16 protein-coding genes are annotated in these 20828 nt (G+C 70.1%); 11 read left to right on the forward strand and 5 right to left on the reverse strand.

Annotated elements, in window-relative coordinates:
- Positions 1-34 precede the first annotated feature (34 nt).
- Together AB0D48_RS26110 and AB0D48_RS26115 are read right to left on the reverse strand one after the other, a co-directional pair.
- Entirely contained in the window at positions 35-1816 is a 1782-nt protein-coding gene (locus AB0D48_RS26110) for an N-acetylglutaminylglutamine amidotransferase (RefSeq protein ID WP_362401641.1), read from the reverse strand.
- A gap of 1031 nt (positions 1817-2847) precedes the next feature.
- Complete coding sequence (locus AB0D48_RS26115) at positions 2848-4128, reverse strand: peptide ligase PGM1-related protein (protein WP_362401644.1); 1281 nt, start codon at positions 4126-4128, stop codon at positions 2848-2850.
- Positions 4129-4366: 238 nt separating this feature from the next.
- Between AB0D48_RS26115 and AB0D48_RS26120 the strand changes: the two genes are divergently transcribed.
- The 7 genes from AB0D48_RS26120 (at position 4367) to AB0D48_RS26150 (ending at position 11195) form a co-directional block, all read left to right on the forward strand.
- Positions 4367-4840, forward strand: coding sequence for a DUF6325 family protein (locus AB0D48_RS26120; protein WP_362401647.1), 474 nt, complete (start codon positions 4367-4369; stop codon positions 4838-4840).
- 85 nt (positions 4841-4925) lie between these two features.
- On the forward strand, positions 4926-5228 hold the full coding sequence (locus AB0D48_RS26125) for an SHOCT domain-containing protein (RefSeq protein ID WP_362401733.1): 303 nt from the start codon (positions 4926-4928) through the stop codon (positions 5226-5228).
- Between the two features lie 408 nt (positions 5229-5636).
- Positions 5637-6188 (forward strand): diaminobutyrate acetyltransferase, encoded by a 552-nt coding sequence (ectA, locus tag AB0D48_RS26130; protein WP_362401650.1) that lies wholly within the window; start codon positions 5637-5639, stop codon positions 6186-6188.
- A gap of 122 nt (positions 6189-6310) precedes the next feature.
- The gene (ectB, locus tag AB0D48_RS26135) at positions 6311-7579 is read left to right on the forward strand and encodes a diaminobutyrate--2-oxoglutarate transaminase (RefSeq protein ID WP_362401653.1); all 1269 of its coding nucleotides are present in this window, start codon (positions 6311-6313) and stop codon (positions 7577-7579) included.
- A gap of 31 nt (positions 7580-7610) precedes the next feature.
- Positions 7611-8015 (forward strand): ectoine synthase, encoded by a 405-nt coding sequence (locus tag AB0D48_RS26140; protein ID WP_362401656.1) that lies wholly within the window; start codon positions 7611-7613, stop codon positions 8013-8015.
- A 38-nt stretch (positions 8016-8053) separates the two neighbouring features.
- Positions 8054-8956 carry an ectoine hydroxylase gene (gene thpD, locus AB0D48_RS26145; RefSeq protein WP_362401659.1) on the forward strand — a complete coding sequence of 301 codons (903 nt, stop codon included), beginning with the start codon at positions 8054-8056 and terminating at the stop codon, positions 8954-8956.
- Positions 8957-9152: 196 nt separating this feature from the next.
- Positions 9153-11195, forward strand: coding sequence for a pectinesterase family protein (locus AB0D48_RS26150; RefSeq protein WP_362401662.1), 2043 nt, complete (start codon positions 9153-9155; stop codon positions 11193-11195).
- A 156-nt stretch (positions 11196-11351) separates the two neighbouring features.
- Here the strand turns inward: AB0D48_RS26150 and AB0D48_RS26155 are convergent, their stop codons facing one another.
- From AB0D48_RS26155 to AB0D48_RS26165, 3 genes are all read right to left on the reverse strand, one after another.
- Entirely contained in the window at positions 11352-12047 is a 696-nt protein-coding gene (locus AB0D48_RS26155) for a hypothetical protein (RefSeq protein ID WP_362401665.1), read from the reverse strand.
- On the reverse strand, positions 12047-12571 hold the full coding sequence (locus AB0D48_RS26160) for a SigE family RNA polymerase sigma factor (RefSeq protein ID WP_362401668.1): 525 nt from the start codon (positions 12569-12571) through the stop codon (positions 12047-12049). Before AB0D48_RS26160 ends, AB0D48_RS26155 begins: the two co-directional genes overlap by 1 nt.
- 203 nt (positions 12572-12774) lie before the next feature.
- Positions 12775-14115 (reverse strand): pectate lyase, encoded by a 1341-nt coding sequence (locus tag AB0D48_RS26165; protein ID WP_362401671.1) that lies wholly within the window; start codon positions 14113-14115, stop codon positions 12775-12777.
- A gap of 472 nt (positions 14116-14587) precedes the next feature.
- On the opposite strand from AB0D48_RS26165, the gene chvE reads away from it, so the two are divergent.
- The 4 genes from chvE (at position 14588) to AB0D48_RS26185 (ending at position 20790) form a co-directional block, all read left to right on the forward strand.
- Positions 14588-15664 carry a multiple monosaccharide ABC transporter substrate-binding protein gene (gene chvE, locus AB0D48_RS26170; RefSeq protein WP_362401674.1) on the forward strand — a complete coding sequence of 359 codons (1077 nt, stop codon included), beginning with the start codon at positions 14588-14590 and terminating at the stop codon, positions 15662-15664.
- 96 nt (positions 15665-15760) lie between these two features.
- Positions 15761-17308 (forward strand): multiple monosaccharide ABC transporter ATP-binding protein, encoded by a 1548-nt coding sequence (mmsA, locus tag AB0D48_RS26175; protein ID WP_362401737.1) that lies wholly within the window; start codon positions 15761-15763, stop codon positions 17306-17308.
- Positions 17309-17311: 3 nt separating this feature from the next.
- Complete coding sequence (gene mmsB, locus AB0D48_RS26180) at positions 17312-18562, forward strand: multiple monosaccharide ABC transporter permease (RefSeq protein WP_362401677.1); 1251 nt, start codon at positions 17312-17314, stop codon at positions 18560-18562.
- Positions 18563-18675: 113 nt separating this feature from the next.
- On the forward strand, positions 18676-20790 hold the full coding sequence (locus AB0D48_RS26185; protein WP_362401680.1) for a SpoIIE family protein phosphatase: 2115 nt from the start codon (positions 18676-18678) through the stop codon (positions 20788-20790).
- Positions 20791-20828 lie beyond the last annotated feature (38 nt).

Consider the following 20828-nt stretch of genomic DNA (forward strand, 5'->3'; position numbering starts at 1 on the left):
CCAGGGGCTGTCGCCGATCAGTGGATGCCGTGCATCAGTGGATGCCGTGCACCTGCAACCAGATCTCCAGCGAAGCCACCTGCCACAGGGTGTTGGCCCCGCGTTTGGCGCGGTGACGGTCGGGTGCTGCCAGCAGCTCGGCCACGTGCCGCTGGTCGAAGATCCCGCGCCGGCGGGCTTCCGGGGCGGTGAGGGCCTCCCGTACGCGCGTCAGCACGGGCTCGGCCATGTTCCGGACCGCCGGCACCGGGAAGTAGCCCTTGGGCCGGTCCACGATTTCCGGGGGCAGGACCTTGCGTCCGATGTCCTTGAGCACGGCTTTGCCGCCCTGCGCGAGCTTGAGCTCCGGCGGGCAGGCGGCGGCCAGTTCGACCAGCTCGTGGTCCAGGAACGGCACCCTGGCCTCCAGGCCCCAGGCCATCGTCATGTTGTCGACCCGCTTGACCGGATCGTCGGGCATGAGCGCGTGGACGTCCATCCGGAGGGCCGCGTCCAGGGCGGTCTCGGCGCCGGGGGCCGCCATGTGGGCACGGACGAAGTCCATCGAGGCGTCACGGGCCGCGGCGGCGTCGGGGTGCAGCATGGCGGTGAGATCGTCGTGCGTCCGGTCGACGTACGCGGCGGCGTACGCGTCGGCCGCTCCCTCCCGGGCGGCCGCGGCGATCGGCGGGTACCAGTGGTAGCCGGCGAACACCTCGTCCGCCCCCTGGCCGCAGAGCACCACCTTGACGTCCTTGACGACCTGCTCGGACAGCATGTGGAACGCCACGGCGTCGTGGCTGATCATCGGCTCGCTCATGGCGCCGATCGCGGCCTCCAACGCGGCCGGCAGCCGGTCGGACGGGATCATGAAGGAGTGGTGGTCGGTCGAGAACTGGCGGGCGACCAGGTCCGAGTACCGGAATTCGTCGCCGTCCTCTCCGTTCTCCGATTCGAAGCCCATAGCGAAGGTCGCGAGGTTCTCCCGCCCCTCCTCGGCCAGCAGGGCCACGATCAGGCTGGAGTCCAGTCCTCCCGACAGGAGCACGCCCAAGGGGACGTCCGCGACCGTGCGCCGCCGTACCGCCGTTCGCAGCGCGTCGCGCACCGCTTCCCGCCACAGTGCCGGGTCCTCGCCGAGCTCGGGACGGCGGGTGTACGACGGCTGCCAGTAGCAGTGGTCCTGGTGGGATCCGTCCCGCTCCACGACACGGACGGTGGCGGGCGGGATCTTGCGCACGCCCGCCAGTACGGTCCGGGGCGCCGGCACGGTGCCGTGCCAGCTCAGGTAGTGGTGGAGCGCCACCGGGTCGAGGGAGGTGTCCACTCCCCCACCCGCCAGCAGGGCCGGCAAGGAGGAGGCGAAGCGGAGACGGTCGCTGTCCTGGGTCACGTACAAGGGCTTGATGCCCAGCCGGTCACGCCCCAGCACGACGCGGCCCGTGCCGTGCTCCACCACTGCGAAGGCGAACATGCCGACGAGGAACTCGACGCACTGCCGGCCCCACTGGGCGTAAGCCTTGACGAGTACCTCGGTGTCGGACTCGGAGACGAAGCGGTGTCCCATGCCTTCGAGCCGGCCGCGCAGCTCGCGGTAGTTGTAGACACAGCCGTTGAAGACCGCCGTCAGGCCCAGCCCCGCGTCGGTCATGGGCTGGGCACCGCGCTCCGACAGGTCGATGATCTTCAACCGCCGGTGCCCCAGCGCGACCGCCCCCAGCGACCACGACCCTCGGCCGTCAGGCCCGCGCTGCGCCAGTGAATCCGTCATGCGCTCCACGGCGGCGAGATCGGGGCGGCCGCCGTCCAAGCGCACCTCACCGCTCAGGCCGCACACGGGGCACCTCCCGATCTGCCGCCGCGCCGAAGCCGCCGTCCTTCGACGACCCTCACCTCAGAGGGCCCCGCCACGTACACCATGATTCTTCGCTCCTGTACCCCCGTCCGCCCGCGCCGTGCGGCCCGGCCGGACGGGCGATCGACTTGTGGAGCGCCTGCCCGCCCGCCTGCCCCTTAAGCCCTGGACCTGCGGTACCACGGGCAGAGCAGGACAGGCACCCCGTCCGACGGGGGCCTCGGCCCCGTCGGCGCCGCGGGCCTGCCGTCGGGGGCCGAGGCTCCCGGACCGTCCGATCAGCCTTGCGGCCCCCCATCCTGGGGCCGTCGCCGACGGAGGGGCGGCTGAACGCGGCCGGGAAGGCGTCCGTCTTCACCCGTGCGGCAGCCCGGGGGATCACGCATGCGCGAAGCCCCTCCGCCCCGGCCCGCCTCGGCCGCCCGCCTCATGAGCGCTCGGCGGCGGTTGCCGCGCCGGGCGTGTCCGCTTCCCCTCCCGCCGCGTCGGAAGCCGCGGCGGACGGCCGAGGGCGGACACGGACAGGCACGGGGGCCTTCTCCAGCAGGGCCACCATCCGGCGGGTCACTGCGATGAACTCGGGCCAAGGGGTATTCGTGCCGGACTCGGGCCCGGGGGTGTTCGTACCGGACGCCTGGTCGCCGGGCGGCCGGGGCGTGCCACGTCCGCGTGGCCGCCGCGATGTGGACTGGGTCATACCGTTCTCCGGGTTCGGCAGGCCGCGAGCGAAGGCCGCGCACGGTCCCTGCGGGAGGCCGTCTTCCCCCCTGCCCCCCGGGCTACTCCTGATCAGTGATCCCGCACCGGGAACGGTGACCGGCTTTCTCGGCCGGGACGCCGTTCGGCATGGTGGTGCCCCCGGTGGGGCAGACGCCTCACGGCGCATCTTCGAACGATCGCTGCGAAGCGCCGCTGCGCCGCCCCCGTCGCCGGAGAGTCCACGCCCGGCCGGCCAGCTGCTGCGAGGAGGCAGACATGTCGCCCCAGAAGGGCGATCGGGTGGCCGGCCCGACTCAGATGGGCGGCTCGAATTCCAGGGCTTCGGCCACTCCGTCTTCTCGATCCCGCACGCCGCCCTCGTGCGCGGCGATCACGACGTAACGCCAGGAACGGCCGTCCGGCGGCGCGTCCGCGTAGAGCACGACCCCCTCGCCTCGGGCCGGGTCGAAGGCGAGGCGGTGTTCCCGCAGCCGGTCGAGGGCTTCCTCGAAGCCGAAGGGCCTTCGGGTCCACCCCTTCGACATCGACCATGCCGGATCTGCGACCGCCGACGCCGCTGTCAGCCGGGTGACCATCGCCTGGGGCGTCGTGGTGGCCGTACGGCGGACGTTGCTCTCACTCGCGTACGCCACGCCGTCGGCGGCGACCAGGGCGTCCACCCCGAACGGGCCGAGGTAACCCCGGTCGGACAGGTGGCGGCCCAGCCGCATCCCCCACTCCTCCAGCTCGGCGGCCACGTGCGCGCAGGACGGCGGGAGGGGGGAGACGTATCCCGTGAAGGAGCCCCGCACCGTGCGCATGGCACCGCTGAACAGGGCGCGCGTTCCGGCGACGGTGTTCTCCAGCTGGATGCTGACCGATGCGGCCACGTCCACGCACTCCTCCACCACCCACGTGCCCCGGGGGCCGCCGACCTCGTCCAGCCTCAGCTCCGCTCCGTTGATGTCGCCGCGTGCGAGGAAGCGCAGGCCATGACCCCCCGCGGAGCGGTCCGGTTTGACCACCACCCGCTCGTACCGCTGGAGCAGCTCGCGCACGGCCCCTTCCACCCCCGGGCGCCGGCAGACCCGTCCCTCCGGCAGCCTCATGCCCACCCGCTCCGCCGCCGCGCGGAAGCCGGCCTTCGTGTTCAGCAGCATGGTCGTGCGCAGGGCGGCCGCGGCGTCCTCGATCGTCGGATAGGGGTGCACGGTGAGCCCCAGTTCCCTCGCGAACGCGATCGCGGACGCGTCGAGCGCTGTGGGCAGCAGGGCCGCACCCGGTCCGCCGGCGAGCGCCCGCACCTGCTCGACGAGCCCGGCCTGGCGCACCGCCTGCGCGAGGGGGACGACTCCGGCGGGCGGCACCTCGATGACCGCCGCCTGCTCGCCGGGTACCCCCGTCAGGTCGCCCACGTAGCGGAGGAACTCCCGGCTCAGGGGTTCAGGGGTCACCAGCACGTCCCCCGGGCGGAGCAGCCAGGCCTTCCGCGGCGCCTGCTGCGCCCACTGCGCCAGTACCTGCCCCTGGTCGAGATCCAGCGCCAGATCGGACAGGAAGTTGGCGAAAATGATCAGTCGACCTGCCTCGTGCACGGCGGTTCCTCTCGAGTTGCTGTTCCCGGAGTCGCGAAGTCCGACCTGCGGCCGCCCCATCAGGCACCGAGCGAGCAGGCCAGCGCCCGCAGGACGCAACATGCGAAGGCGTGACCGCGATGTTTGAATGAGTCTGAGTGACGTCTGGCGCCCACGTCCGCGCCGCGCCGGGCGGTAACCGCGAACGGCAACCGCGGCGGAGCGTCGCTCTCCTCCCTTACGCCCGACTGGAGACGCCATGAGCAGCGAAGTCGAGGAAAGTACCGGTTCCGGGGCTGTCGAGGACATGGGCCCCGTCGACTACCTGGTGATCGAGTTTCCCGGCAACCGGATGACGGGCGAGGGACTGCCTCTGCTCGTGGATCTCGTCGACCGGGGCATCATCCGCATTCTCGACCTCGTGTTCGTCCGCAAGGAAACGGACGGCTCCGTGAGGTCGGTCGAGCTCCGGGACTTCGGCGACGAGGTCGATCTGTCGGTGTTCGACGGGGCTTCCTCCGGCCTGCTGGACCAGGAGGACATCGACGACGCAGGAGTCGCGCTGGAACCGGGAAGCTCGGCCGGGATCATCGTGTACGAGAACACGTGGGCGGCGCCCCTGGCTCGCGCCCTGCGGCGCGGCGGCGGGCAGTTGGTGGCGGCGGGACGGATTCCGGTCCAGGCGCTGCTGGCATCGCTCGACGCCATGGGTGACCCGCCCGCGGAGGGGTGAGACGGCGCCGGATCAGACTGCCCCCACACCAACCCTGACGGGACGCCACACGCGCACCTGTCCGCACAGCCTGGAGATGAGCACCATGCCCGGACTACTGCGCGGCATCGCCCGCACTGCCGTCGTCGCCGGCACCGCCACCGCGGTGTCCAATCGGGTGTCCCGGCGCCAGGCCGGCCGCTGGGCGCAGCAAGATGCCGGAGTGCAGCAGGGATACGAGCAGCCGCAGCAGGCCCCTCCCCCTCCCCCCACGCCTCCGCAGGCCGCCGCCCCGGAAGACCCCATGAGCACCAAGATCGAGCAGCTCAAGGAACTGGGCGACCTGCGGGCCCAGGGCGTGCTGACCGACGAGGAATTCGCCGCCCAGAAGAGCCGGATCCTCAGCTGAACCGCCTGTTTCGCCGGACAGCCGAGGGCGATCGGGGGTGCGGGGCGCGCAGCGGGTCCGCGGCCGTCCGGGGCGCTCCGTCCGAAATCACCCGCGGTCTGCATCCCGCGAAATCCGTCGCGTCACGTTCGCCCCGTCGCCTATAACCGCACAGCTGCGAACGAAACCCCCGGCCTGCCGACGAAGACATCACATTCAAGTGGCAAATATGAGACAGGACAAAGACGTTATCCGCTCGTTATGCAGTCACAGGTGGGGTGGAAATGTCAGCATTTTCCGTAGAGATGCGGGCACATCATCAGCGCTTCGCGACCCCGGGAAGGCATTTGCACCTATCACGGATCGCGCCAGCTCCGTAACCCCTTGGGGCCATGCAATTTGCTCCATCCCTGGGTAACTTCGGCCCGCATGACTGCTCATGCAGAACTCGCCCATTACAGGAAGACCCTGCCGTCCACTCCGGCCAACTCGGCGACGCACATCGACCGCCCCCGCCCAGGCGACGGCCCCGAGCTGTGGCGCCTCGCTCGCGACTCCAGGACGCTGGACCTCAACTCGGCCTACAGCTATCTCCTCTGGTGCCGCGACTTCGCCGGCACGTCCGCGGTGGCGCGCGACTCGTCCGGGCGTGCCGTCGGATTCGTCAGCGGATACCTGCGTCCCGACAGCCCCGGAACCCTGCTCGTCTGGCAGATCGCCGTCGACGAATCCGTCCGCGGTCTGGGAATCGCCGGGGCCCTGCTCGACGGCCTCTCCGCCCGTGTGGCGGCAGAACACGGATTGAGCTCCCTGGAGACCACCATCTCCCCCGGAAACCTCGCGTCGGAGCGACTGTTCGGCTCGTACGCCGCACGGCACGGCGCCACGCTCACGCGCGAAGCGTTGTTCGCCGCCGAGGACTTCCCGGACGGCGGGCACGCCCCGGAGGTCCTGCACCGCATCGGGCCGCTCCACTTCTGATCCCGGTTCCGTCCGGCACCCGCTGTCCGCGAGCCGCGCCGGCAGCCGTCCGGGCCACCGCCCCGAACACCCCGTACCGAACACGCCAGACCGAACACCCCCACGCTCATCGGAGAGTTGCCTTGACCATGACCGAGCCGGTCCTGTCCGTCTTCGAGACCCTGGAGTCCGAGGTGCGGAGCTACTGCCGCGCGTGGCCCGCCGTCTTCGAGCGCGCCACGGGAAGCCGGCTGTACGACGAACACGGCCGCGGCTACCTGGACTTCTTCGCGGGCGCCGGGTCCCTGAACTACGGCCACAACAACCCCGTCCTGAAGCGGGCCCTGCTCGACTACCTGGAGCGGGACGGCATCACGCACGGGCTCGACATGTCGACGACCGCCAAGAGGGCCTTCCTCGAGACCTTCCGTTCCCACGTCCTCGAACCCCGCGCACTGCCCTACAAAGTGATGTTCCCCGGTCCCACCGGGACCAACGCCGTCGAAGCGGCGCTCAAGCTGGCGCGGAAGGCCAAGGGCCGCGAGTCGGTCGTGTCCTTCACCAACGCCTTCCACGGCATGTCGCTCGGCTCCCTCGCCGTCACGGGCAACGCCTTCAAACGGGCCGGCGCCGGCATCCCCCTGGTCCACGGCACCCCGATGCCCTTCGACAACTACCTCGGCGGCAGGGTCCCCGACTTCCTCTGGTTCGAGCGCCTGCTGGAGGACCAGGGCTCCGGTCTCAACCACCCGGCGGCGGTCATCGTCGAGACGATCCAGGGCGAGGGCGGGATCAACGTGGCCCGCGCGGAATGGCTCCGCGCCCTCGCGGACCTGTGCCGGCGCCGCGACATGCTGCTGATCGTCGACGACATCCAGATGGGCTGCGGCCGGACCGGCGAGTTCTTCTCCTTCGAGGAGGCGGGCATCACCCCCGACATCGTCACGCTGTCCAAGTCCATCAGCGGCTACGGACTCCCCATGTCCCTGTGCCTGTTCAAGCCCGAGCTGGACCTCTGGGAGCCGGGCGAGCACAACGGCACCTTCCGCGGCAACAACCCGGCCTTCGTCACCGCGACCGCGGCCCTGGAGACGTACTGGAGCGACGGCGTCCTGCGCGAGCGGACCCTCGTCCAGGGCGGCCGCATCGAGAGCGCGCTGCGCGAGCTGTGTGCAGAACACACCCGGCTGGGCGCGACGTACCGGGGCCGTGGACTGGTCTGGGGCATCGAGTTCGCCCACAAGGAGCGTGCCGCGGAGGTGTGCCGCAGGGCCTTCGAGCACGGGCTCCTCGTCGAGACCTCGGGCCCCGAGGGCGAGGTCGTGAAGCTGCTCCCGCCGCTCACCGTCACCGGCGACGAACTCGACGAGGGCCTCGCCGTCCTCGCCCGCTCCGTCCGCGAAACCGCCTGACCGGCCCACACACACCACGAAGGGCACCACCATGATCGTCCGATCGTTCCGGGACATCGAGGGAACCGACCGCCACGTCAGGGCGGCATCCGGCACCTGGGAGAGCAAGCGCATCGTCCTGGCCAAGGAACGCGTCGGGTTCTCCCTGCACGAAACCGTCCTGTACGCCGGCACCGAGACGTCCATGTGGTACGCGAACCACGTGGAAGCCGTGGTCTGCACGGAGGGGGCCGCCGAACTCACGGACGAGGAGACGGGCCGGACCTACACGATCACGCCGGGAACCATGTACCTCCTCGACGGCCACGAGCGGCACACCCTGCGCGTGAAGCGGGACTTCCGCTGCCTGTGCGTCTTCAACCCGCCCGTGACCGGCCGGGAGGACCACGACGAGAACGGCGTGTACCCACTGCTCACCGAACCAGACCACAGCTGACGTACGGAATCGCACAGAGAGGAGAGGCAGGCACCACCATGACCCACGCATCCACACGCACTGTGAACGACCTGTATCCGACCCGGGGCTCCGAGGAGGTGCTCACCGGCCGCGTGGACCCCGTCGTCTGGTCCGAGCCCGGCACGCCGGGCCCGATGTGGGCCCACGAGCTGGAGACCTACGAGCGCGACGGCTTCCTGTCCGTCGACGAGCTCATCACGCCCGGCGAGGTGGACGTCTACCGGGCCGAGTTGGACCGGCTGCTCCGTGACCCCTCGACGCTGGCCGACGACCGGTCCATCGTGGAGCCGAAGTCCCGGGAAGTGCGCTCCGTCTTCGAGGTCCACCGGATCAGCGAGGTGTTCGCGGCCCTCGCCGCCGATCCGCGCGTCGTGGGGCGCGCGCGACAGATCCTGGGCTCCGAGGTGTACGTGCACCAGTCCCGGATCAACGTCAAGCCCGGTTTCGGCGCCAGCGGCTTCTACTGGCACTCCGACTTCGAGACCTGGCACGCCGAGGACGGCCTGCCGCACATGCGCACCGTGTCGGTGTCCATCGCCCTGACGCCGAACCACACCACCAACGGCGGCCTGATGATCATGCCCGGCTCCCACCGGAGCTTCCTGGGCTGTGCCGGCGCGACCCCGAAGGACAACTACAAGAAGTCCCTCCAGATGCAGGATGCCGGCACCCCGTCGGACGAAGCGCTGACCAAGTTCGCCTCGGCCTGCGGCATCGAGCTCTTCACCGGCAATGCGGGCTCGGCCACCTGGTTCGACTGCAACGCGATGCACGGCTCGGGTGACAACATCACGCCCTTCCCGCGCAGCAACGTGTTCCTCGTATTCAACAGCGTCGAGAACCGCCCGGCGAAGCCCTTCGCCGCCCCGGTGCGACGCCCCGCGTACATCGCCTCGCAGGACTTCACCCCCGTGCGCTGACGCGTCCGGCCGACCCGACCCGGCCCGGCCCGGCACCTGCCTGGCCGGGCCGGCCGGTCCCACGTACCCGGTCCTCCGGCCGGCTCGCGCCGGCGCCGGCAACCTTTGCGGATTTCTCGACGAGCACGGCAACCCTTTCGACCCCCGGCGGCAACCACACACCGATCGTCCCCTCTTCACGGAACGGAAACCGCCCATGAGTTCGACCCGCCGCACAGCCCGTCATCGCAGACCGCAAAGGGTCCTGGCCATCGGTGTGCCGCTGGCACTGGCCGCTTCCGGAGTCGTGGCGTACGGGTCCGCGTTCGGACTGGGTGAGAGGGCCGCAGCGGCGGAGCCCTCGGCCTGGGCAACAGCTGCCGCCGACGGGTTCGCCTCGGTCAACGCTCTCGGACAGAACGGTACGTACGGCGGTCGGGGTGGCAGGAGCGTCACCGTCAGGACGCTCGCCGACCTCGAGAAGTACGCCACTGCCCCGGAGCCGTACGTCATCGTCGTCGCCGGCACGATCGACATGGCCCCCGTAGGCAAGGAGATCAAGGTCGCTTCGGACAAGACGATCATCGGCTCCGGGACCCTGGGGCACATCGTCGGCGGCGGCTTCTTCCTCGGCCAGGGCGTTCACAACGTGATCATCCGGAACCTGACGATCAGGGACTCGTACCAGGGCGTGTGGAACGACAAGGAGCACGACTTCGACGCCATCCAGATGGACGGCGCCCACCATGTGTGGATCGACCACAACGACCTGCGGCACACCGCCGACGGACTGATCGACGTCCGCAAGGACAGCACGTACGTGACGGTGTCCTGGAACAGGCTGAGCAACGCCAACAAGGCCTTCGGCATCGGGTGGACCGACAACCTCGTCACCGACATCACGATCCATCACAACTGGATCCGCGAGACCGAGCAGCGCAACCCGTCCACGGACAACGCCGCCCACGCACACCTCTACAACAACTTCATGGAAGACACCCCTGGCACGGCCGTCAAGTCCTCCTACGGCAACTACGCACGCGGCAGGACGCGGATGCTGCTGGAGAACTCCTATTTCCAGGGCATGGGCAACCCCGTGATCAGGGACGCCACTGCCACCCTCGTCCAGCGCGGCAACGTCTTCTCCGGCACGAGCGGACGCAACGAGAGCGGCGGCGGTACGGCCTTCGACCCGAAGACGTACTACGGCTACACCCTGGACGCCGCCGGCAAGGTTCCGGCGCTGGTGAAGTCCGGAGCCGGCCCGAGGAGTTCCCTGGGTACGGCGGCCCAGGGCATCGCTGCCGCCACCAGGACCCTCACCGTCGCCAAGGACGGCACCGGCCAGTACAAGACCGTCCAGGCCGCGGTGGACGCCGTACCCGCCGGCAATCCCTCCCGCGTGGTCATCTCGGTCAAGCCGGGTACGTACCGTGAGACGGTGAACGTTCCGGCGAACAAGCCGCACGTCACCATCCAGGGTTCGGGCGCGAGCCGCAAGGACACGGTGATCGTGTACGGCAACGCGGCCGGCATGCAGAAGCCGGACGGTTCGGGCACGTACGGCACTCCGGGCAGCACCACGGTCGCCATCCGGTCGGACGACTCCCGGCTCGGCAACCTCACCGTCTCCAACGACTTCGACGAGGCCGCGAACCAGTCCCTGGACGGCCACCAGGCAGTCGCCCTGCTCACGACCGCGGACAAGATCGTGCTGGACGGCGTCATCGTCACCGGCGACCAGGACACCCTGGAGCTGGAAACTGCGGCGAAGGACGAGCCCGGCCGCGTCTACGTCACCAACTCCTACATCGTCGGCAACGTCGACTTCATCTTCGGCCGTGCCACCGCGGTGATCGACCAGTCGGTCATCACCCTCAAGAAGCGCTGGAACGGCACCTCGGCCGGTTACGTCACCGCCCCGAGCACCCCGGCGGGCCGCAACGGCATCCTCATCAACCGCTCCACGGTCAACGGTGACGTGGACGCGTCCTCCTTCCATCTCGGCCGGAACTGGCACCCCGGCGGCGACAAGACCGTCGACCCGCAGGCCACCGTACGCAACTCCACCCTCAGCGGCGCGATCAAGCGCACTCCCTGGACCGACATGGGCGGCTTCTCCTGGAAGGACGACCGCTTCGCCGAGTACATGAACGTCGGTCCGGGTGCCGGTCCGAAGAGCACCGACCGGCCGCACCTGACCGACCCCCAGGCCGCGTCCCAGGAGGTCTCGGACTGGCTGGGTGGCTGGACCCCGTAGCCCGGTGGGAGAAGGGGGCCCGGCAGACGCGTCATCGCGTGACTCCCGGGCCCCCTCAACGGCGGGCAGATGGCGGCCCCTCGACGCCCCGCACTGGGTCCTCGGCCGCCGGGACGCGCCCGTCCGACGCGGTGCCCGGCGTGACCCGAGGCCCCGTCAGCCCGTTGCGCCCGCCGCCGGGCGGAACGTTCCGGTGACGATGTGCTGCTGTCCCCTCGTCGTGGTGGCCGTCGCGGCGTAGGCATCGCCGGTCGCGGCTCGCGAGCCCGGGGCATGGTTGTACTGGACGGCGAAGACGTGCTGTCCCGGGGGCACGGTCCGGCCCGGCTTGAGGGTCCACCGGTAGATGAGGGCGCCGCCCTCGTCGATGGTGGTCAGCGTGAAATCGCCCTCGGGCAGGGTCCGCCAGGCGCCGGTGGACGCCACGCCGCCCGTCTGGGCGATGCGGACCTCCAGCGTGAGCGCATCCAGGGGCGCACCGGCCTGGAGGGTGATGTTGCTCTGGGACCAGTAGGCGTTGAGGTGGGGGTCGACGGAGCCGTCGGAGCGGAGCGGCCCGTCCTGTGTGCGGGGTGGTGCGGACGGGGGCGGCGGCGCTGCGGGGGCCGTGGCGGCTGCTCGTCCGGGGTTGTTCGTATGGACGGTGGTGGCGATCGTGTATCCGCCCGCCACGAGCGCTGCCGTCGAGGCAAGGGTGGCGAGCGTGACGCGGGGCCAGGACAGGGGCCGGTCCGCACGGCGGTCGGGCCCGGGGGTGCGGGACATGCCGTGCCGGACCCGCTCGAGCATCTGGTCCCTGTCGGGCGCGTGAGCCGCCGCCGCATCCCGGAGCCGGCGCTTCAGGTCCTCCATCAGTTCCTCGTTCCGGTCAGTTCTTCGGCGGCCTGCGCACCGAGGAGGCGCTGCAGTTCGGCCACGGCCTTGGAGGTCTGGCTCTTCACCGTACCGACGGATGTCCCGAGGGCGAGGGCGGTGTCCTTCTCCGACAGGTCCAGTGCGTGGCGCAGCACGACGCACGCGCGTTTGCGGAACGGCAGCCGCGCCAGCGCGCGGCGCACGTCCATGACCGCATCCACGTCGGGGTGCTGCGCGCGGCCCGGGAGGGCCGTCCAGAAGAGATGAATGCGGCGTCGTTCGCGGGTGAGAGAACGGATGCGGGCGCGGGCCATGTTGGTGACCACGCCGCGGGCGTAGGCCACCGGGTGGTCGGCGCGCTGGACGCGGTCCCAGCGGTGCCAGAGCGCCACGAAGGCGTCGGCGGCCAGGTCGTCGGCGGTGTCCGCCTCACCGGTCAGCAGGTGGGCCAGGCGCGCCAGTTCGGCGTGGTGACGTTCGAAGAAGTCGTGGAACTCCGCGGACGCGTCGTCGAGGGCCATTGCGGAGTCTCCGTGTGGTCTGTCCGTGCTCCTGCCCCAGTCAGTGCCGGTGTCCGTGCGCGCCGGTCGGGACGGGGGCGGCGAGCACACCAACCGTTCGGTCAGCTCATTCCTGGTGGGGCGGGGTGGTCGTTGCGTCTTCGGCGGCGCGCCGCAATGCCCGGGCGGGACAGGCGCGCCCGCCCGGGCATCGGGGCGGTGGATCACTTCAGGACGCCCGCGCCCGCACGGCGGACGAGGGACGTGGGCAGGCTCGCAGCAGAGGACTCCAGTCCCCTGGCGAGGGCGGGCTTCCACGCCGCCTCGGGCTTGATCTTCTTCTTGTTCGCGGCGTTGTGGGCGGCGACGAGGTCGGTGACCGAGCCGTTGACCATGTTCCCGCTGCCTGCGAAGGCGCCCGTGCCGTCACCCGACAGGAGTTGGGACGCCTTGCGGTCGGAGGAGAGCGTCCAATGGTTGTTCTGCGCCACGATCTGGGCGCCGGCACGCGCGTTCACGCTGTAACTGTGGGTGTATCCGTTGCGCGGGGTGGTGTCGAAGTGGTTGTTGTAGAGGTGGATCTGTCCGACCCGGGCGAGCGGTGCGCGCTGCACGATGCCTTGGAAGACGTTGTGGTGCAGCGTGACACGGAGTTTCGTGTCCTTGTCACTGCTGCCGATGAGCATGGTCTTGTCGTGGTCGGCGAACCGGTTGTACGAAACGGTGACCAGGTCCGAGGCGTTGGTGATGTCGAGGGCTCCGTCGTGGACCTGGTACTCGCGGTCGAAATGGCGCGGGTTCGAGGCGTCGAAGTGGGGGCTGTCGGTGAACGAGTTGTGGTCGGCCCACACGTGGGTCGCCCCCCGCAGGGTGACGGCATCGTACGCGGAGTTCCAGTTGCCCTCGGATCCGTCCGTGGGGTCCCACTGGGGGAAGCAGTCACGGGTGTCGGCGAAGGTCAGGTTGCGGATGATGACGTTGTCCGCCTTCTGCACCAGAAGACTGCCTCCGTTGATGCCCGCGTCGGTGCCGGGCACGCCGATGACGGTGGTGTTCGACGGCACGGTGATGCCCACCCGCTCGGCCTGCTTCGCCTGCGCCGCCGCCCGCGCGGACTCCTGCGCGCCGGACGGCACCTTGGACCGTCCCCAGACCGCGGGGTCGTAGGCCTTGAGGTAGGCGGCGAGCGTGTATCCCGTGCCCTTGGCGTAGTCGGCGCAGGTCAGCGGGCGGCCCTGGTCATCGGTGTTGGCGTCGATCCGGCCTTTCACCCGGATGATCCGCGGGGCGCCGGACGGGCCCGCGCGGAGCGCCTTGACCAGTTCTGCCCGCGTGGTGACGGTGACGTCGTGCTTGGCGTCGGCAGCCTGTCCGCCGGTGGTGCCGGAGCCGCTCGACGCCCAGCCGTCCTGGGCGGCCAGGGCGGCGTGCGCGAGATCGACGGCACCCGCGTCGGCACGCGTGGCGAACGGCAGGACGGCGAGACCCGCCGCGGTGACGAGTCCCGTGGTGACCAGGGCGAGACGGCGACGGGCGGGGAAGCGGCGATGAGAGGAAGGGGGCATCGGGTGGCGTTCCTTGTGCGGAGGGGAGCGGAGTACTGCTCTGTCGCCCTTCAGTTGCCGCCGCAGCCGCCGGAGTTGCCGGGGAACGGGAAGGAAGTCGTGCGATGTGCGTCACACGGCCGTGACCGGGACCCTCCTGCACGAACGAGGAACGCCTGGACGCCGGCGCAGTGCGTACGACCGATCGGGGAGCCGGGAGCGGCGGCGGGGCGGCCCGGGCCTGGCGCGCAGGGGCCCCGGAGAGGTCGTTGCGATGGGTTCGCAAAGGTGACCCCAGGGGGCTTGACGGCACAGTTGTGAGCGTTAACACTCGTCTCACGCCAGGCCGGAACAGCGCGGTCGGGCAGTGCACCCCAGCGGCCGGCGCCAGCCCCGCCGCCCGGGAAACCGCCGGGCCGCCCCGAGCCGGGCCCCTCATCGCGCCGCGTCCCGGCGCTCCACTGGAGGAAACGTGCGAAGAATTTCGACAGGCGTGGTCGTGACAGTGCTCGGCCTGACCCTGGCGGCCTGCGGGCAGAGCGCGAACGGCGTCGGGAGCGAGGCGGACGCGGGCGACGCCGTGGGGGGTCTGGTCGGGATCGCCATGCCGACGAAGTCCTCCGAGCGCTGGATCAATGACGGCGCCAACATGGTCAAGCAGTTCCAGGCCAAGGGCTACAAGACGGATCTGCAGTTCGGCGACAACGTCGTCGAGAACCAGGTCGCCCAGGTCGAGAACATGATCACCAAGGGGGCCAAGCTCCTGGTGATCGCTCCGATCGACGGCTCGTCGCTCAGCGACGTACTGCAGAAGGCCGCCGACGCGAAGATCCGGGTCATCTCCTACGACCGCCTGATCCGCGGCACCGGGAACGTCGACTACTACGCGACCTTCGACAACTACAAGGTCGGCGTCCTGCAGGCCACGTACATCGCCGACCGGCTCGGTCTCCAGGCCGGCAAGGGCCCCTTCAACATCGAGCTCTTCGCCGGATCACCGGACGACAACAACGCCGCGTTCTTCTACCAGGGCGCCATGAGCGTCCTGCGGCCCCACCTCGATGCCAAGAAGCTCGTGGTCAAGAGCGGCCAGACCGAATTCACCCAGGCAGCCACCCTGCGCTGGGACGGCGGCGTCGCCCAGTCCCGGATGGACAACCTGCTCAGCAAGGCCTACACGTCCGCCACCGTCGACGCGGTGCTCTCGCCCTACGACGGCATCTCGATCGGCGTCGTCTCGTCCCTCAAGGGAGTCGGCTACGGCGGCGCGGGCAAGCCGCTGCCCATCGTCACCGGCCAGGACGCCGAACTCGCCTCCGTGAAGTCCATCATCGCCGGCGAACAGACCCAGACCGTGTACAAGGACACCCGCGAACTCGCCAAGGTGGCCGTGCAGATGGGTGACGCACTGCTCACCGGCCACCAGCCCGAGGTCAACGACACCAAGCAGTACGACAACGGCGTGAAGGTCGTGCCCTCCTACCTGTTGCAGCCGGTCAGCGTCGACAAGGAGAACTACCAGAAGGTGCTCGTCGACTCCGGGCAGTACACCGCTGACCAGCTGAAGTAGTCGCCACCAGGCCCACCCACCGGGGCCGAAGAGCCGGTGATGCGGCGCCGCCCCGACCGGCCCGCCGCATCACCCCAGTCGAACGGACTCACCACCATGGCCGGACCCGTCCTCGAGATGCGTTCGATCAGCAAGTCCTTCCCCGGCGTCAAGGCGCTGTCGGACGTCAACCTGACCGTCGCCGCCGGCGAGGTCCACGCCGTCTGCGGCGAGAACGGGGCAGGCAAGTCCACCCTGATGAAGGTGCTTAGCGGCGTGCACCCACACGGTTCCTACGAAGGCGAGATCCGGTTCCTGGGCGAACCGTGCGCCTTCGGCGACATCCGGGCCAGCGAGCGCCGCGGCATCGTGATCATCCATCAGGAACTGGCGCTCATCCCCTACTTGTCCATCGCCGAAAACATCTTCCTCGGCAACGAGCACGCCTCGCACGGCTTCATCAGCTGGCACCGGACGCTCACCCACGCCCGGGCCCTGCTCGAACGCGTAGGCTTGCCGGACAACCCGCAGACCCGCGTCGCGGACATCGGCGTGGGCAAGCAGCAGCTCGTCGAGATCGCCAAGGCGCTCGCGAAGGAGGTCAAGCTGCTGATCCTGGACGAACCCACGGCCGCGCTCAACGACGAGGACAGCCGCAAGCTGCTCGACCTCATCCTCGAGCTCAAAGCCCAGGGCATCGCCTGCATCGTCATCTCGCACAAGCTGAACGAGATCGCGCACGTCGCCGACGCCGTGACCATCCTGCGCGACGGCCGGACCATAGAGACCATCTCGGTCGAAGCCGAGGGGATCTCCGAGGAGCGCATCATCCGCGGGATGGTCGGCCGCGACCTGGAGCACCGCTATCCCGAGCGCACCCCGGACATCGGCGAGGTCGCGCTGACCGTCGAGGACTGGACCGTCCTGCACCCGATCGACGTGCACCGCAAGGTGGTCGACGGAGCGTCGATCACGGTACGGCGCGGTGAGATCGTCGGCATGGCGGGCCTGATGGGCGCAGGCCGGACCGAGCTCGCGATGAGCGTCTTCGGGCGCTCCTACGGACGCCACACCAGCGGCCGGGTCCTGCTCGACGGCAAGGAGATCCGTACGCGCACGGTCCCCGAGGCGATCTCCCACGGCCTCGCCTACGTGACCGAGGACCGCAAGCACCTCGGGCTCAACCTCTCGGAGGACATCCGCCGCAACATATCGCTGAGCGCGCTCGGCAAGGTCTCCCGCGGGGGCTGGGTGAACCAGCACGAAGAGACCCGCGTCGCGGAGAGGTACCGCCGCACCATGAACATCAAGGCTCCCTCGGTGTTCGCGGAGACCGGCAAGCTCAGCGGCGGAAACCAGCAGAAGGTCGTCCTCAGCAAGTGGATCTTCTCAGAGCCGGAAGTGCTCATCCTCGACGAGCCCACCCGGGGCATCGACATCGGTGCGAAAGCCGAGATCTACGCGGTGATCGCCGAGCTCGCGGCCCAGGGCAAGGCCGTCCTGGTGATCTCTTCGGAACTGCCGGAGCTGCTCGGCCTGTGCGACCGCATTTACACCATGGCCGAGGGGCGCATCACCGGCGAGACGACTCGAGCGGACGCGACCCAGGAATCCCTCATGCGCCTGATGACCGTGGGCGCCGCAATCCAGAACGAGCAGGTGTGACGCATGACCCAGATCCAGAGCCCCGCCTTCGATGCCGCGGGTACCGCCCCCGGCGGGAACAAGGGCACCGGTGCGCCGGAAGGTCCGCGCGTCCTCCTCGTGCACCTCCTGCGCGGCAACATCCGGCAGTACGGCATGCTGGTCGCCCTGGCGCTGATCATCGTGCTGTTCCAGATCTGGACCGACGGAACACTGCTCAAACCGCTCAACGTCACCAACCTGATCCAGCAGAACGGCTACATCCTCATCCTGGCCATCGGGATGATGATCGTCATCATCGCCGGCCACATCGACCTGTCGGTGGGGTCCCTGGCGGCCTTCGTCGGCGCCGCGGCCGCGGTGATGATGGTGCACCACGACATCCCCTGGCCAGTGGCCGCCGGCGCCGCGCTCCTCATCGGGGCCGCGGCAGGAGCATGGCAGGGCTTCTGGATCGCCTACGTGGGCATCCCGTCGTTCATCGTGACCCTCGCGGGGATGCTGCTCTTCCGGGGCGGGACGCAGATCCTGCTCCAGGGCCAGTCGGTGGCCCCCTTCCCCCAGGGTTTCCGCCAGATCAGCAGCGGCTTCCTGCCGGAGGCCGGCCCGCACACGAACTACCACAACCTCACCCTGCTGCTCGGGCTCGGCGTGCTCGCGGTGGCCGTCGTACAGGAGGTGCGAGGCCGCCGCCAGGCCGCCGCCTACGGACTGCGACTGTTGCCGATGGGCTTCTTCCTCGTCAAGCTGGCGGCGATCGCCACCGCGGTGACCGTCTTCACCCTGCTGCTCGCCAGCTACCACGGCTTCCCGATCGTGCTGCTCATCCTCGGCGTGCTCTTGGTCGCCTTCGGCTACGTGATGCGCAACTCCGTCCTGGGCCGTCACACGTACGCCATCGGCGGCAACGAGCCCGCCGCCAGGCTGTCCGGCGTCAAGAGCAAGCGGATCGTCTTCCTCGCCTTCGTCAACATGGGCGTCCTGGCAGCGCTGGCCGGGCTGGTCTTCGCGGCCCGCCTCAACGCGGGTACGCCACAAGCGGGCATCAATTTCGAGCTGGAGGCGATCGCGGCGGCCTTCATCGGCGGCGCTTCGGCGTCCGGCGGTGTCGGCACGGTACTCGGCGCGATCATCGGTGGTCTCGTGTTGGGCGTACTGAACAACGGAATGTCGCTCGTCGGTATAGGCACGGACTACCAGCAGGTCATCAAGGGCCTCGTGCTGCTGGCGGCGGTCGGCTTCGACGTGTGGAACAAGCGCAAGGCCGGCTCCTGAGGGACGCGCGCGACGACGGACGGAAACCAACGCCTCGGCCGCCGCGCCCACGCTGCGTGCAAGGTGTTCAATGAGAGCAGGGGTGTCGTCGATCCCTGTCGGAGTGAGAACCAGTGAGCGACCGCCCCGGAGAGCCCGTCACATCAGGTGACTTCCCCACGGCCGTACTGGTACTCGACGCCGCCGGCAGGGTCCTGACCGGCACACGTGCGGCGGCGGCGCTCCTGGGCGCTCCTCAGGTCGGCGGTCGCCAAACCGATCAGCTCGGCGCGGACGCGCTCTTCGAGGATGCTGACCTGTGGGCCCGGCTCATCGCCGGAGCTGTCGGAGGTGCCCGGCGCAGCGCACGCGCGCGACTGCGGCGGGCGGACGCCGGGCACCTGGATGCCGACGTCGACATCATCACCCTGATGGAGGGCTCGTCGGCGCGGTTCCTGCTGCGCCTGCGGCCCGCGGATCCGGCCGACTCCGTACCGGTCGCCGTCGCCGGAGACGTCCGCCGGTCGCCCCCCGCGCCCCCCGCGGACCAGCGCTCCGCTGAACGGCAGGCGCTGCTCAACACGGCCGCGGCGGAGATCGGCAGCTCCCTCGACATGGTGCGCGACGCCGAGCAGCTGACGGACGTGCTCATCCCCGCTTTCGCCGACCTCGCGGTCGTCGACCTCACCGAACCCGTACTGGACGGCGAGGAGCCGGGAGAGCTGGTCGCCGGAGCGCCGATGCGTCGCGTCGCCGTGCGGGCCGCTGACGGGCGGTGGCCGACCGAGAGCCACCACGTGGGCGACACCATCCGTCTCGGAAACGTCGAGAGCGCCCACCTGCGCGGGGGCTCGGCGTTCTTCCTCCCCGACCTGACCGAGCTGCGCGCGGTGCTCGCCGGAGAGGAGGAGCGCGTACGGCTGCTCCTCCCGCCCCGGGCCGCCTCCCTCATGCTGGTCCCGTTGAGAGCACGCGGTGCGGTGCTCGGCGCCCTGGTCCTGTGGCGTACCGCGGAGCGCCGCACCTTCGACCAGGAGGACGCGGTCCTCGCGGAGGAGATCGGTTCCAGGGCCTCGCTCAGCATGGACAATGCCCGCCGGTACACCCGTGAGCGCCGTACCTCGGAAGCCCTGCAGCGCAGTCTCCTGCCCAGGCCGGTCATGGACGTCACCGGCGCCGAGACCTCCGGCGTCCACGTGGCCGGCGCCACGACCGCGGCCGTCGGCAGCAGCTGGTTCGACGTCATCCAACTCCCCTCCACGCGACTCGCGTTCGTCATGGGCACGGTCGAAGGGCGCGGCCTCGACGCCACGGCCGCCATGGGACGGCTGCGGTCGGCGGTGCAGACCCTGGCCGATCTCGATCTCAGTCCGGACGAACTGCTGGCCCACCTGGACGACCTCGTCGTGCGCTTCATCGAGGACGACGACCGCCAGGATCCGGCTACGGGCGCGCCCAGCGCGCTGACCGGTGCCACGTGCCTCTACGCCACTTACGATCCGGTGTCCCGCACCTGCGCGCTCGCAGGTGCCGGCCACGCTCCGCCCGTGCTGGCCGCCCGGGGAGGCGCCGGGAGCGGCACGGTGACCTACCGGCCGGGTCCCGTCCTGGGCACGGGCGGGCAGCCGTTCGAACGGGTGGAACTGCGCCTGGGCCCCGGCGACGTGCTCGTCTTCTGCGGTGGCGCGCTCGCCAAGGGCACCGACCGCTCCGAGCGGCAGCGGGAGGTGATCGGGGCGGGGGCCCGGAAGGGCGCCGACAGCGGGCTGCCGGTCACCCAGATCGGGCGCGGCCTCCTGGGTGACCTGGCCGGCGAGCCGACACAGGACGACCTCGCACTGCTCGTGGTGCGGGTCAGGGAGGTGCCCGGGGACGCCACCGCCGCGTGGGAGCTGGCTGCCGACCCCTCCCTCGTGGGACGGGCCCGCACGCTCGTTGCGGACCAGCTGACCGCGTGGGGACTGGAGGATCTCGTCTTCACCACGGAGCTGATCGTCAGCGAGCTGGTCACGAACTCCATCCGGTACGCGGGCGGCCCGGTCGGCCTACGGCTGATCAAGGACCAGGTGCTGATCTGCGAGGTCTCCGACCCGAGCCAGACGCAGCCTCATCTGCGCCGGGCGCAGCTCACCGACGAGGGCGGCCGCGGCCTGTTCCTCGTCGCGCAGCTCACCCACCGCTGGGGCAGCCGGTACACGGCGGCCGGGAAGACCATCTGGACGGAACAGCCGCTGGACGGTGGCGGTTGACGGCGCGCCTCCGGACGGGGTGGGCGCGGGCCGTACTG

The sequence above is a fragment of the Streptomyces sp. NPDC048269 genome (assembly GCF_040652395.1).
Lineage (GTDB): Bacteria > Actinomycetota > Actinomycetes > Streptomycetales > Streptomycetaceae > Streptomyces.

Bases quoted from the DNA above. Each gene is read 5' to 3' on its own strand.
- AB0D48_RS26155 (WP_362401665.1), bottom strand. From the start codon at position 12,047: ATGGAGGACCTGAAGCGCCGGCTCCGGGATGCGGCGGCGGCTCACGCG.
- ectA (WP_362401650.1), top strand. From the start codon at position 5,637: ATGACTGCTCATGCAGAACTCGCCCATTACAGGAAGACCCTGCCGTCC.
- AB0D48_RS26120 (WP_362401647.1), top strand. From the start codon at position 4,367: ATGAGCAGCGAAGTCGAGGAAAGTACCGGTTCCGGGGCTGTCGAGGAC.
- thpD (WP_362401659.1), top strand. From the start codon at position 8,054: ATGACCCACGCATCCACACGCACTGTGAACGACCTGTATCCGACCCGG.
- AB0D48_RS26125 (WP_362401733.1), top strand. From the start codon at position 4,926: ATGCCCGGACTACTGCGCGGCATCGCCCGCACTGCCGTCGTCGCCGGC.
- AB0D48_RS26150 (WP_362401662.1), top strand. From the start codon at position 9,153: ATGAGTTCGACCCGCCGCACAGCCCGTCATCGCAGACCGCAAAGGGTC.
- AB0D48_RS26165 (WP_362401671.1), bottom strand. From the start codon at position 14,115: ATGCCCCCTTCCTCTCATCGCCGCTTCCCCGCCCGTCGCCGTCTCGCC.
- AB0D48_RS26160 (WP_362401668.1), bottom strand. From the start codon at position 12,571: ATGGCCCTCGACGACGCGTCCGCGGAGTTCCACGACTTCTTCGAACGT.
- AB0D48_RS26140 (WP_362401656.1), top strand. From the start codon at position 7,611: ATGATCGTCCGATCGTTCCGGGACATCGAGGGAACCGACCGCCACGTC.
- mmsA (WP_362401737.1), top strand. From the start codon at position 15,761: ATGGCCGGACCCGTCCTCGAGATGCGTTCGATCAGCAAGTCCTTCCCC.
- mmsB (WP_362401677.1), top strand. From the start codon at position 17,312: ATGACCCAGATCCAGAGCCCCGCCTTCGATGCCGCGGGTACCGCCCCC.